Below are 13,134 nucleotides of genomic sequence, written 5' to 3' on the forward strand. Positions count from 1 at the left end.
GTTTCCGGCGCGCGGGAGCGTCCGCTCCGGGGCTCGGTCTGCCGTACGACGTCCACCGGCCCGGGAGATCGCGGGGCCGCCTGACGGTCCACCGGCCGGGGGCCGGGCCCGGGGAGCGTGCCACCCGCTACCGTTGACGGGATGAGCCCCGAGACGACGGCCCCGCGGTCCCTGGCGGAAGCACTCCGCGCGCGGGACGACGCCTCGCTGTCCGCCCTGCTGCGGTCCCGGCCCGACCTGATCACCCCCGTCCCCACGGATCTCACCCAGCTCGCCACGCGGGCGGGCACCCGGGCGTCGGTCGTACGTGCCCTGGAGCGTCTGGACCGGTTCACGCTCCAGACGGCGGAGGCGCTCGCGGTGGCGCGGGAACCGGCGACGTACGACGAACTGCTCGGGCTGCTGGCGGGCGACGACGGCGACCCCGCGGTCACGGCGGCCTTCCCGCACGCGCTCGGGACCCTGCGCGAGCAGGCTCTCCTGTGGGGGGCCGACGACCGCCTCCGGCTCGTGCGCACGGCACGTGAACTGCTCGCCCCTTCCCCGCAGCACCCGTCCCCGACGGGGCTCGGGCCGACGGTCGGCGAGGCCACGGCCGGCATGTCGCCGGGGCGTATCCAGGAGATCGTGACCGCGGCGGGGCTGGCGTCCACCCATGACTCCGTGTCGGCGGTGGCGTCGCTGAGTGGCCTGTTCGCCGACCGGATCCGGATGTCCGCGCTGCTCGACGAGGCGCCCGCCGAGGCGGTGGGGGTGCTGTCCCGGCTGGTGTGGGGGCCGCCGTACGGGCAGGTGACGGCCGAACCCGCGGCGCATCTTCGCTGGCTGATCGGGCGGGGGCTGCTGCTGCCGACGGCACCGGGCACGGTCGTGCTGCCGCGGGAGGTCGCCCTGCATCTGCGGGCGGGCCGCGCGCACCGGGTGACGGAACCGGTGCCGCCCGCGGTCGAGGTCGCGACGACCCACCGCCCACAGGCTGTGGACGCCGCCGCGGCCGGTCAGGCGTACACGACGCTGGCGACCGTCGAGGAGCTGCTGAAGGACTGGCACGAGGGCGGTCCCGCCGTGCTGCGCGCGGGCGGCCTGAGCGTGCGGGACCTGAAGCGGACGGCGGTGGCGCTCGACGTCCCCGAACCGGTCGCCGCCTTCTGGGTGGAACTCGCCTACGCGGCGGGCCTGGTGGCCTCGGACGGTGAGGCCGAGGAGCGCTACGCGGCGACACCGGCGTACGACACGTGGCTGGAGCTGCCCGCCGCGGAGCGCTGGGCGCGGCTCGCCTCGGCGTGGCTCGCGGCGACCCGCACGGCCGGTCTGGTCGGCGGACGGGACGCGAAGGACCGTACGCTCTCGGCGCTCGGCCCCGGCCTCGACCGCTCACCGGCACCCGAGGTCCGCCACCGCGTCCTCACCCTGCTCGGCGAGCTCCCCGACGGCTCCTCCCCCGACACGGACTCGCTGCTCGCCCGGCTGCACTGGGAACGGCCCTCGCGCGGTGCCTGGCCCTCGCCGGCCGATCTGCGGGCCGGGCTGACCCGCTGGACCCTGTCCGAGGCGGAACTGCTCGGGGTGACCGGCCGGGGCGCGCTGTCCGCGCAGGGGCGGGCGCTGCTGGGCCTGCCCGCCCCGGCGGGTACGCGGGCGGCGGAGCCGTCCGGTCCGGGCGACAGACTTCCCGCGCCGCACAGGTGGCGCCCGCCGGTGACCGCCCCCGTACCGCGCTCCCCCGCCGAGCAGGCCGCGGCGGCGGCCCGGGCCGCCGTGCTCCTCGCGCCGCTGCTGCCCGAGCCGCTCGACCACGTCCTGCTCCAGGCGGATCTGACGGCGGTCGCGCCCGGCCCGCTGGAGCGTCCGCTGGCCGACACGCTCGGGGTCCTCGCGGACGTCGAGTCCAAGGGCGGGGCGACGGTCTACCGTTTCACCCCGGCCTCGGTGCGCCGGGCGCTCGACGCGGGCCGTTCGGCGTCCGACCTGCACGCCTTCCTCGCCGCCCACTCCCGTACGCCGGTCCCGCAGCCGCTGGCCTATCTGATCGACGACATGGCGCGCCGACACGGCCATCTGCGGATCGGGGCGGCCTCGGCGTACGTCCGCTGCGACGACGAGGCGGTGCTCAACGAGATCCTCGCCGACAAGCGTTCGCAGGAGTTCGCGCTGCGGCGGATCGCGCCGACGGTGCTGGTCGCGCAGACCGACCCGTCGAGCCTCCTGACCGGCCTCCGGACGATGGGCTTCGCGCCGGCCGCCGAGTCGGCGGAGGGTGACGTGCTGATCAGCCGGGCGCACGCCCACCGCACCCCACCGCGCACGGCGCCCGAGCCCGTCCCGGACGGTCCGCCGGTCCCCGACGCCACGCTCCTGGGTGCCGCGGTCCGCGCGATCCGGGCCGGTGACCTCGCCTCCACGGCCCCGCGCAAGGACGACCCGGCCGCCGGCCGTCCCGGCAACGGCGCGCTGCCCCGCACCAGCTCCGCCGAGACCCTCGCGACCATGCAGGCCGCCGTGATGACGGGCGAGGCGGTGTGGATCGGCTACGTCAACGCCGAGGGGTCGGCCAGCCAGCGCGTCATCGCCCCCATCCGGGTCGAGGGCGGCTTCGTGACGGCGTACGACCACACGGCGGACGAGGTCCGCACCTATCCGCTGCACCGGGTCACGGGGGTCGCGGAGCTGGCCGACGACCAGCCGTGATCGCCCGCCGGTAGGGCACACTGGACGTTTGGCCGAGCATCCGCGCCGGGTGCCGCCACGCAGAAAGGGACGGGTGTGAACGGACCCCTCATCGTCCAGTCCGACAAAACGCTTCTGCTGGAAGTCGATCACGAGCGGGCCGACGCCTGCCGTCGGGTCATCGCCCCCTTCGCCGAGCTGGAGCGGGCGCCCGAGCACATCCACACCTACCGGGTGACGCCGCTCGGCCTGTGGAACGCGCGGGCCGCCGGGCACGACGCCGAGCAGGTCGTGGACGCGCTCGTGGAGTTCAGCCGCTATCCGGTCCCGCACGCGCTGCTCGTGGACATCGCCGAGACGATGGACCGCTACGGACGCCTCACACTGAGCAAGCACCCGGCCCACGGGCTCGTCCTGACCAGCACCGACCGGCCCGTCCTCGAAGAGGTGCTGCGCTCCAAGCGGATCGCCCCGCTCGTCGGCAACCGGATCGACCCGGACACCGTGGCCGTGCACCCCTCCGAGCGCGGCCAGATCAAGCAGACCCTGCTGAAGCTGGGCTGGCCGGCCGAGGACCTCGCCGGGTACGTGGACGGCGAGGCGCACGCCATCGAGCTCGACGAGACCGGCTGGGCGCTGCGGCCCTACCAGCGCCAGGCCGTGGAGAACTTCTGGCACGGCGGCTCCGGCGTGGTCGTGCTGCCCTGCGGCGCGGGCAAGACGCTCGTCGGAGCCGGTGCCATGGCCGAGGCCAAGGCGACCACGCTCATCCTCGTCACCAACACCGTCTCCGCCCGGCAGTGGAAGCACGAGCTGGTGAAGCGGACCTCGCTGACCGAGGACGAGATCGGCGAGTACAGCGGCACCCGCAAGGAGATCCGTCCGGTCACCATCGCCACCTACCAGGTGCTGACGACCCGGCGGAAGGGCGTCTACCCGCACCTGGAGCTCTTCGACTCCCGCGACTGGGGCCTCATCCTCTACGACGAGGTCCACCTGCTGCCCGCCCCGGTCTTCAAGTTCACCGCCGACCTCCAGGCCCGGCGCCGGCTGGGGCTGACCGCCACGCTGGTACGCGAGGACGGGCGCGAGTCGGACGTCTTCTCGCTCATCGGGCCCAAGCGGTTCGACGCGCCCTGGAAGGAGATCGAGGCGCAGGGCTACATCGCGCCGGCCGACTGCGTCGAGGTGCGGGTGAACCTCACCGACTCCGAACGGCTCGCGTACGCCACCGCCGAGAACGAGGAGAAGTACCGCTTCTGCGCCACCACGGCGACCAAGCGGAAGGTGACCGAGGCGCTGGTCCGCAGGTTCGCCGGTCAGCAGATCCTCGTGATCGGCCAGTACATCGACCAGCTCGACGAGCTGGGCGAGCATCTGAACGCGCCCGTCATCAAGGGCGAGACCAGCAATGCCCAGCGGGAGAAGCTGTTCGACGCCTTCCGGGAGGGCGAGATCAGCGTGCTCGTCGTGTCCAAGGTCGCCAACTTCTCCATCGACCTGCCGGAGGCCACCGTGGCCATCCAGGTCTCGGGCACCTTCGGCTCCCGCCAGGAGGAGGCCCAGCGTCTGGGCCGCGTCCTGCGCCCGAAGGCCGACGGCCACCAGGCCCACTTCTACTCCGTGGTCGCCCGCGACACGATCGACCAGGACTTCGCCGCCCACCGCCAGCGCTTCCTGGCGGAACAGGGCTACGCCTACCGGATCATGGACGCCGACGAGATCCTGGCCGACACCGAGTAGCCATCCGGCAGGCAGTCTCACCGCCTCCGGCCGACCTTTCAGCCCCGGCCGAGGACATTTCCAGCCCCTCCGGCGTCGGCAAGATTTCAGCCCCTCCGGCGTTTGAGGAGCGGGGTCCGGGGCGGAGCCCCCGGGGGGGTAAGTCAGACGGGCCCGAGCCGTCCACCGACGGGCCCGGACCGGAGTCCTGGTTGGCCCGGGGCAAAGAGGCGGGCGTACACGTCAGTGGCGCCGTACGCCCGCCTCTTCGCCGTATTCGCCGAGCAGGACGACCCCGATGGCCGCGCGCCCGAACACCTTGACGGCCTTCAGCGCGTCGCCGAGGCGGTGGCGGTGGTCGACGGAAGTGACGGCCGTCGCGCCGTGCGCGACGGACCCGGGATGGGCAGGACCTGGGGTGAAAGTGACTGCGCTCATATCTCCATGGTGCGACTGTCCCGACCCGAACGGCGTCGGTCTCCGGACCGAACCCCGCCCACCCCCAGGTACGGCTCCGGACGGTCCGCCCTCCGCCTCACGACGGACCCCGTCCCCTAGGGACTCGGGGGCCGGACCCTGACACGCCGGGCGGGCACCGGAAGGACACGGCGCGCGGGCACCGGAAAAACCATTGGCCCCGGCATCCGTCCTTCGCCTAGAATCTTCGGTCTTGCCCGCCTCCCTTCACGGAGTGCCGCCGCCCGGCCGGAAACCGGACGGCACCCGGAATCACCACGGATTCCGCAGGGATTCCCGACGGATTCCCGACGAAATCCGCAGCGATTCACGATCTGCATCATCGCGCAGCACCGCCAGAGCACCGCGGCACTCCCGCAGCACCCCCACGCAGGTTTCCGGAGGCAATTCCCCGTGTCCCCCCTGTCCGACGGTCCGGCCGGCGTCCCGACCGATTCCGACGATCCCCTCTCCCGCGAGCGCTCCCACCTCGCCCGGTCCCGTTCCGCGCTCCGCGCGATGCGCGAGGACGCGGAGAACCTCGACATCCGCGACGTCACCGCGAACTGGGTGAACGCCGAGGTGCTGCACCGGCAGATCGCCGAGCGCATCAAGGCCCTCGCCGACCTCAGCCACACCCCGCTGTTCTTCGGGCGGCTCGACTATCTGCACGCCCCGGGCTCCGACCTGGCGGAGGGCGCCGAGGGCGAGCGGTTCTACATCGGGCGACGCCACGTCCACGACGCCGACGGCGACCCGATGGTCATCGACTGGCGCGCGCCGGTGTCCCAGCCGTTCTACCGGGCCTCCAAGAAGGACCCGATGGACGTCGGGCTGCGCCGCCGCTTCGGCTACACCGGCGGCGACCTCACGGCCTACGAGGACGAGCACCTGTCCGACCCGGCCGAGGCGGCGTCCACCAGCAAGCTGCTCCAGCAGGAGATCGAGCGCCCGCGCGTCGGCCCGATGCGCGACATCGTGGCGACCATCCAGCCCGAGCAGGACGAGATCGTACGGTCCGGGCTGTCCGGTTCGGTCTGTGTGCAGGGAGGTCCCGGCACCGGAAAGACCGCCGTCGGCCTGCACCGGGTCGCGTATCTGCTGTACGCGCACCGGGAGCGGCTCGCCCGCACCGGCACCCTGGTGATCGGGCCGAACAAGTCCTTCCTGCACTACATCGAGCAGGTCCTCCCCGCGCTCGGCGAGCTGGAGGTCAGGCAGGCGACCGTCGACGACCTCGTCGCGCACGTCGAGGTGCGCGGAAGCGACGACGCGCCCGCGGCCGTGATCAAGGGCGACGCCCGGATGGCCGAGGTGCTGCGCCGGGCCGTGCGCTCGCACGTGACCGTCCCCACCGAGCCCGTGATGGTGGTCAGGGGGTCACGGCGCTGGCGCGTTCCCGCGTACGAGCTGGAGGAGATCGTCCGGGAGCTGCTGGACCGGGACATCCGGTACGGCGCCGCCCACCAGGCCCTTCCGCAGCGGATCGCGCACGCCGTGCTGGTCCAGATGGAGCGCTCCGGGGAGGCGCCGGACGACCGGGTGCAGGACGCCGTCGCCCGCAACCCCGCCGTGAAGGCCGCCGTGAAGGCGATCTGGCCGCAGGTCGACCCCGCGAAGCTGGTGCTCCGGCTGCTGACCGACGCGGAGTTCCTCGCCGCGCACGCGGAGGGGCTGCTGGACGAGGGCGAGCAGAAGGAGATCCTCTGGGCGAAGCCGGTGCGCAGCGTGAAGAGCGCGAAGTGGTCGGCCGCCGACGCCGTGCTGATCGACGAGGCCACCGATCTCGTCCAGCGCACGCACTCCCTCGGGCACGTGGTGCTCGACGAGGCGCAGGACCTCTCCCCGATGCAGTACCGCGCGGTGGGCCGGCGCTGCACGACGGGGTCGGCGACCGTGCTCGGGGACCTGGCGCAGGGGACGACCCCGTGGGCGACCCGGAGCTGGGAGGAGGCCCTCGGGCACCTGGGCAAGGGGGACGCGGTCGTCGAGGAGCTGACCGCGGGTTTCCGTGTCCCCACGGACGTCATCACCTACGCCTCCCGGCTGCTGCCGCACATCGCGCCCGGTCTCACGCCGGTCGCCTCGGTGCGCGAGAACCCGGGCTTCTTCGAGGTGCGCGCGAGCACGGCGGACGCCGAAGTCCTCGGCGCGGTGGAGGAGTTGCTGGGCCACGAGGGGTCGGTCGGGCTGATCGCCGCCGACGCCCGGATCCCCGTGCTCGCCGAGGCGCTGACGTCGGCCGGGCGGACGTATCTCGGTCCGGGCGAGGAGACGACGGCCGAGACCCGGCTGACGCTGGTGCCGGCCTCGCTCGCCAAGGGCCTGGAGTACGACTACGTGGTCCTGGACGAGCCGCGGGCCGTCGTCGACGGCGAGCCCGACGAGCGCACCGGGCTGCGCCGTCTGTACGTGGCGCTCACCCGTGCGGTCTCGGGGCTGGTCGTGACCCACGCGGCACCGCTCCCGGCCGAACTGGGCTGACCGGCCGACGGCCCCCGGCACGGACGCGGGCGGCCCCCGGCACGGATGCCGGGGGCCGTGAACCGCGTTGCGCGACGGGCTACTTGAACTTGCGGCTGGTGGCCAGGTAGACCTGCTTGGCGTTCTCGCCGAGGCGCGGCCCGGTGATGAACGTCTTGCGGTCGCTCAGCGAGTTGTTGGAGACCAGATAGGTCCGGCCGTTGTGGCTCATGAACCAAGGCCCTCCGGAGGCACCGCCGTTCATGGTGCAGCCGATCATGAACTGGGCGGGGACGTTGCTCGCGAGCACGAACCGCTTCGTGGCGCCGTGGCAGTCGTACATCTTCGAGCCGTCGTAGGGCGACTCGGCCGGGTAGCCGCGGACCTTCATGGACGTGACCTTGTTGGCGGCCGGGGCGGCGAACCACACCGGCAGCGCCGAACCGAGCTGCTCCTGGAGGGACTTGCCGCCCTTCTCGGGCTTGACGTGGAGCACGGCGTAGTCGTACCCGGAGGCCGCGTTGCCCGTGTGGCCGCCGCCCTTCATCCACTGGGACGAGGTGGTGGCCCAGTCGGCCCACCAGATGCCGTACGGGGAGACGGACTTGGCGCGCGGGTCGGTGATCTGGCGGCTGCTCAGGCTCGCGCTGTTGTTGTACGAGGGGACGAAGGCGATGTTGCGGTACCAGCCGCCGCCCTTGCCCGCGTGCACGCAGTGGCCCGCGGTCCACACCAGGTTGGACTTGCCGGGGTGGGCCGGGTCGGTGACGACGGCGGCCGAGCAGACCATGTTGCCCTGGGGCGAGGAGAAGAACATCTTGCCGACGGGCGGCGCGTAGCGGTGATAGGTGCTCTTGACCTTGGCGGCGGTCTGCTTCTTCACCTTGCCGTCGGGCAGGTAGGAGGTGGCACCGCTGCCCGAGCCCGAACTGGTGCTGCCCGCCTGGGCGACCGGGATGCTGGCCTTGGCCTGGGCCATCTTCTCCGGCGACCAGAAGTCCTTGATGTACGGGTTGGCGAAGTCCTCCGCCTTGGAAGCCCAGTTGCCGTAGTCCTGCCACCCCCCGCTCTTCCACTTGTCCAGGGCGGCACCACTGAGTTCGGTGGGAACGCCCGCGGGCAGCTTGTAGCCGCCGATCGAGACCGAGCCGTCGTCCTGGCCGGTGTCGACGCCCTTGTCGGCCCGGGCGGACGCCGTGGGCCGGGCGACGGCCCCCTCGTCGCCCTTCTTGCTGTCACAGGCCGTGGTGGTGATCATGACGGCCGCGATCACGGCCGCGGCCGCCGCGAGCGTGCGGCTGCGTATGGATGGCATGAAGCCTGGTCCCCCTGATGCTGCTGTGCTGCCGCACCGCTTTCGCCGGCACGCACATATGTGTGATTGTCATGCCCCGGCCGATCGGGGCATGACCAAATATGCATGCAAAAGGCTGCTCGGTGATCGCCGTGCGACTCTCACAACACAACAACTACGTGGCGGAGATGGATCCGTGACCTGCCGGACCGGATCGCCCGCACCCGTCCGGAACGCGGGACCGGATCGACCGCACCCGACCGGAACACGGGACCGGCGCGCGGTACCGGCACGCGGGACCCGCCCCGTGGAACCGGCCGCCTACGCGTCCACGGCCGTGCGCCACTCCCGTACCGACTCCGCGGAGACCGGCCCCGTCCAGCCCCCGGGACGTGCGGCACCGCCGATGTGGAAGGCGTCGAGGCCCGCCGCGCGCAGCTCCGGCAGATGGTCGAGGCGCAGGCCGCCGCCGACCATGATCCGCGGCTCGTACCCCGGTTCCCCGCGGCGGGCGCCCTCGGCCGTGAGGACGGGGAGTCCGTCGTCGACACCCGCCGGGGACCCGGCGGTCAGATAGGCGTCGAGACCGGGCAGGTCCGCGAGCTGCTTGCGCAGGGCGTCACGGTCGGCGGCGCGGTCGATCGCGCGGTGGAACGTCCAGCGGCAGCCGTCCAGTTCGGCGACGATCCGCTCCAGGGCGGCCAGGTCGGGGCCACCGTGCTCGTCGAGGAAACCGAGGACGAACTCGTCCGCGCCCGCGTCCCGCAGCTCGCCCGCGGCCCGCACGAGAGCGTCGACGCCCGCCGTGCCGCCGGCCGAGAAGCCGTCGGACAGGCGCAGCATCACGCGCAGCGCGATGTCGACGGAAGCACGGATCCCGGCGAAGGTCTCCACCGACGGGGTCAGCCCGTCGGCCGCCATGTCCGTGACCAGCTCCAGCCGGTCCGCCCCGCCGGCCTGAGCGGCGACCGCGTCCTCCACGCCGAGGGCGATCACCTCCAGGACTGCGCTCTTCCGCTCACTCATCGGACCTCTTCTCCTGGGCCGCTATAGGTCTAGTCCAATCAAACAGTACGCGGGCGGGAGCGGAGGCGCGAGAAGATCGCGGCGGACGAAGGGGAGGTCGCGGCGGTTTCCGGCCCGGGCCCCTCCCGGAATCTCCGGCCCGCGCACCCGACTCCGCCCTGTTCCAGCCATAGTTGAACCCTCATATACCCTCCTCATGCATGGAGATCATGTAAAGGTCGCGTGAAAGGGCGGGGCAGTGCGACGACGCGGGTGGGGTGCGGCCGTTCTGGCGGTCGCGGCGGTGTCCGGGACGCTGATCGTCCAGGGGGCGGGCGGCGGGGACGCGGGCGGCTCCGGGGGCGACGGGAGGTCCGGACCGATCCGGACCGGTTCGGCCACCGCCCCGCTGACGGTGGCCGACGGTGGCACGTCCGCCCGGCTGGACCGGCGGGACACCGCGCCCTTCAGCATGCTCGGCATCACCTGGGCCGAGGCGTCCGCACGGGTGAGCGGCACCATCGAGGTCCGGACCCGGGACACGGCACGTCACACGTGGTCGACGTGGCTGCGGCTGGACGGTGACAGCGGCGAGGGCGAGCGGGGCGCGTCCCGCGGCGGCACCACGCCCGCGTGGGTGGGCCCGTCCGACGGGGTCCAGGTGCGGATGTCGAGCGGTGCGTCGCGGCGGCTGCCCGAGGGCCTCCGGCTGGACATGATCGACCCCGGCGGTACGACCCCGGCGATGGAGCCCGCCGGGTTCGTGATGGACCCGGTGGACCCGACCGGCGAAGCCGAACCGACCGGCACGGCGGACGCGACCGATCCGGCCACGACGGAGGGCCCCGCGGACACCACCTCTCCCGACCCGTCCTCGACCCGGACCTCCGGGTCCCCGTCCGGTCCGACGGACTCCACCGAACCCACGCAGCCGTCCACCGGGAGCGCGAGTCCTTCCCCGGCCGTCTCCGCGCCGGACCCGGCCTCGCCGACCGCTACCGTGCCCCCGGCCCCGCCGTCCACCGCGCCCCGCCCGCCGATCACCTCGCGCGAGGGCTGGGGCGCCGACGAGTCCATCAGCCCCGAGGAGCCCGGCTATCTGCCCGGAGGGAAGATCAAGGCGGTGGTGCTGCACCACACCGCCACCTCCAACGACTACACCTGCGCCGAGGCCCCGGCTCTCATCCGGGCCGTCTACGCCTATGACGTACAGCAGTTGACCTGGAGGGACATCGGCTACAACTTCCTGGTCGACAAGTGCGGCACGATCTACGAAGGCCGCAAGGGAGGCGTCGACCGGCCCGTGATGGGCGCGCACGCCTACGGCTTCAACTCCGAGACCACGGGCATCGCCGTCATCGGTGACTACAGCGACATCGCCCCCTCGAAGGAGGCGATGGCCTCGGTCGCCCGGCTCGCCGCGTGGAAGCTCGGCCAGTACGGCGTCGACCCGACGGGCACCACCACCCTCACCGCGGGCGCGAGCGGGCCGAACTACTTCCGCCAGACCTGGGACGCGGGCACCAGGATGACCTTCCCCGTCATCCACGGCCACCGCGACGGCTACAACACCGTGTGCCCCGGCGACGCGTACTACGCCATGCTGCCCACGGTCCGCGCCTGGGCGGGCGGGACGGTCGAAGGGCTCAAGCTCGACTCGGTCACCGGTACCGGCGTGTCCGGCACCACCGTCCTCACCGACACCGCCGTCACCGTGAAGTGGTCGGCCTCGACCCCGGCCGCCCTGGTCGGGCGGTACGACGTCCTGGTCGACGGCGAGGTCGCGGTCACCGCCGCCGGCACCGCCTCCTCCGCCGAGGTGAACCTGGCCCCGGGTACCCACAAGGTCTCCGTGCGGGGCGTCCACCAGTCCGGCCGGACCGCGATCACGGAGGACGTCACCGTCCTCGCCGAGCCCGCCCCGGCCCTCACGCCCCCCGCCACCCCGCCCACGACGAGCCCCACCACCCCCGAGGCGACCACCTCACCCACGGCCGAGGCCACCACCCCCACCCCGACCACCACGCCCACGGCCGAGGCCACCGCGCCCACCGCGAAGGCCACCACCCCCACCCCGACCGCCTCGCCCACCACGAAGGCCACCGCCCCCGCCGACACCACGCCGCCGGTCTTCTCCACCCAGCCGAATCTCGCCCTGCGCACCGGCACGGTGAGCACCACGGCCGTCCCGCTCACCCTGAAGTGGAAAGCCACCGACACGAAGGAGCTGAAGGAGGTCCGCCTCACCGCCCCGGTCGCCAGGACGTACGGCCCGACGGTCACGAGCGCGAGCCTCACCGCCAAGTCCGGTGTGGCCACGACCTGGAGGATGACGGCGTACGACCGGGCCGGCAACGCCCGCTCGGCCTCCGTGAGCGGCACCCCCGTGATCCTCCAGGAGAGCGCGGCCACCAGAACCGGCACCTGGACGTCCAAGTCGTCGAGCGGCTACCTGGGCGGCAAGTCGTACAGCAGCTCCAAGAAGAGCTCCTCGCTGACCTGGACCTTCACCGGACGCTCGGCGGCCCTGGTGGTCTCGCGCGCCGCGACCTCCGGTCAGGTGTACGTCTACGTGGACGGCCGGAAGACCGCCACCGTGGACCTGAGGACGACGACCAGCAGGTACCGCGACGCGATCTGGGCGACGACCTGGACCGCCGCCGCCAGGCACACGGTGAAGCTCGTGGTCGTCGGCACCGCCGGGCGGCCCGCGGTCACGACCGACGGGCTGGTCTACCTCAAGTAGTCGAAGGACCGGTCCTTCAGGGGCCACCGCGCCGTACCGGTGCGGTGGCCCCTGTCCGCCGGGTCCGTCGCGGCCGGACCGGACCGGCCGCTCGCTCACCCGAACAGATTGAGCTCTTCCTCCCGCGCCCCCACCAGCTCGTACGTCGTCGTCTTCGGGACCGGCCGCCCCGAGAAGAGCCGTACGAGGGTCGCGGCGTCGCCGATGTAACGGGCCGGGGGACGGTCGCCGGGGACGCCTCCCAGGAGCAGCGGGTCGTCGAGCTGGTCGAGGTCGGCGTGCAGCGGGACCCCGTCGCTCTCACGGCTGAAGCGGACCAGGAGCGCGAGGGCGTGCGGGAGTCCCTCCCCCTCGTAGGCGCCCGGTTCGCCGAACGCCTCGCGCACGTCCCCGGCGTGGATCCACTCGCCGAGCGCGACCGCGTCGAGCACGCCCCGGGTGCGGGCGATCGCCGGGCCCGCCTCGGTCATCCCGTGTTCCAGCTCGTCGATGACCCGCGCCGTCGGCCAGTCGGCACGCTCGGCGATGTCGCGGTCGTTGACCTCGGCCTCGAACACCCCTGGTTCGAAACGGCGCTCGACGACCCGTGTCAGCACCGCCGAGCAATGCGCCAGCACGTCCCGCACCGTCCACGCCGGACACCCGGCCGTCAGGCGGGCGAAGTCGTCCTCCGGGCGGGCCCGCAGCAGCGGGATCAGCGCGTCGCGCTCGGTGCGCAGGAGCAGACCGGGCAGTTCCGGGTCCCGTACATCGTGTGCGTCTTGAGGAATCATGACTCCAC

The 13,134-nt window shown here is 72.9% G+C and carries 8 protein-coding genes; 4 read left to right on the forward strand and 4 right to left on the reverse strand.

Annotated elements, in window-relative coordinates:
* Positions 1-141 precede the first annotated feature (141 nt).
* Positions 142-2,688, forward strand: a complete 2,547-nt coding sequence (locus ACFYW9_RS10095; protein WP_389147206.1) for a helicase-associated domain-containing protein — start codon at positions 142-144, stop codon at positions 2,686-2,688.
* A 75-nt stretch (positions 2,689-2,763) separates the two neighbouring features.
* Positions 2,764-4,410, forward strand: a complete 1,647-nt coding sequence (locus tag ACFYW9_RS10100) for a DNA repair helicase XPB (RefSeq protein ID WP_351860068.1) — start codon at positions 2,764-2,766, stop codon at positions 4,408-4,410.
* 222 nt (positions 4,411-4,632) lie between these two features.
* Here the strand turns inward: ACFYW9_RS10100 and ACFYW9_RS10105 are convergent, their stop codons facing one another.
* On the reverse strand, positions 4,633-4,827 hold the full coding sequence (locus ACFYW9_RS10105) for a hypothetical protein (RefSeq protein ID WP_328451210.1): 195 nt from the start codon (positions 4,825-4,827) through the stop codon (positions 4,633-4,635).
* Between the two features lie 432 nt (positions 4,828-5,259).
* Between ACFYW9_RS10105 and ACFYW9_RS10110 the strand changes: the two genes are divergently transcribed.
* Positions 5,260-7,329 carry a HelD family protein gene (locus ACFYW9_RS10110; protein ID WP_389147212.1) on the forward strand — a complete coding sequence of 690 codons (2,070 nt, stop codon included), beginning with the start codon at positions 5,260-5,262 and terminating at the stop codon, positions 7,327-7,329.
* A 79-nt stretch (positions 7,330-7,408) separates the two neighbouring features.
* Here ACFYW9_RS10110 and ACFYW9_RS10115 read toward each other — a convergent pair whose 3' ends face one another.
* On the reverse strand, positions 7,409-8,623 hold the full coding sequence (locus tag ACFYW9_RS10115) for a trypsin-like serine peptidase (RefSeq protein ID WP_389147215.1): 1,215 nt from the start codon (positions 8,621-8,623) through the stop codon (positions 7,409-7,411).
* A gap of 300 nt (positions 8,624-8,923) precedes the next feature.
* Positions 8,924-9,628 carry a copper homeostasis protein CutC gene (locus tag ACFYW9_RS10120; RefSeq protein ID WP_389147218.1) on the reverse strand — a complete coding sequence of 235 codons (705 nt, stop codon included), beginning with the start codon at positions 9,626-9,628 and terminating at the stop codon, positions 8,924-8,926.
* Positions 9,629-9,866: 238 nt separating this feature from the next.
* On the opposite strand from ACFYW9_RS10120, the gene ACFYW9_RS10125 reads away from it, so the two are divergent.
* Positions 9,867-12,353: an N-acetylmuramoyl-L-alanine amidase gene (locus ACFYW9_RS10125; RefSeq protein WP_389147221.1), complete on the forward strand. Its 2,487-nt coding sequence runs from the start codon at positions 9,867-9,869 to the stop codon at positions 12,351-12,353.
* 95 nt (positions 12,354-12,448) lie between these two features.
* Here the strand turns inward: ACFYW9_RS10125 and ACFYW9_RS10130 are convergent, their stop codons facing one another.
* On the reverse strand, positions 12,449-13,126 hold the full coding sequence (locus ACFYW9_RS10130) for a maleylpyruvate isomerase family mycothiol-dependent enzyme (RefSeq protein ID WP_351860081.1): 678 nt from the start codon (positions 13,124-13,126) through the stop codon (positions 12,449-12,451).
* Between the last annotated feature and the right edge of the window lie 8 nt (positions 13,127-13,134).

Origin of the sequence: Streptomyces sp. NPDC002698, from assembly GCF_042888945.1 — a bacterium.
Taxonomy (GTDB): Bacteria; Actinomycetota; Actinomycetes; order Streptomycetales; family Streptomycetaceae; genus Streptomyces.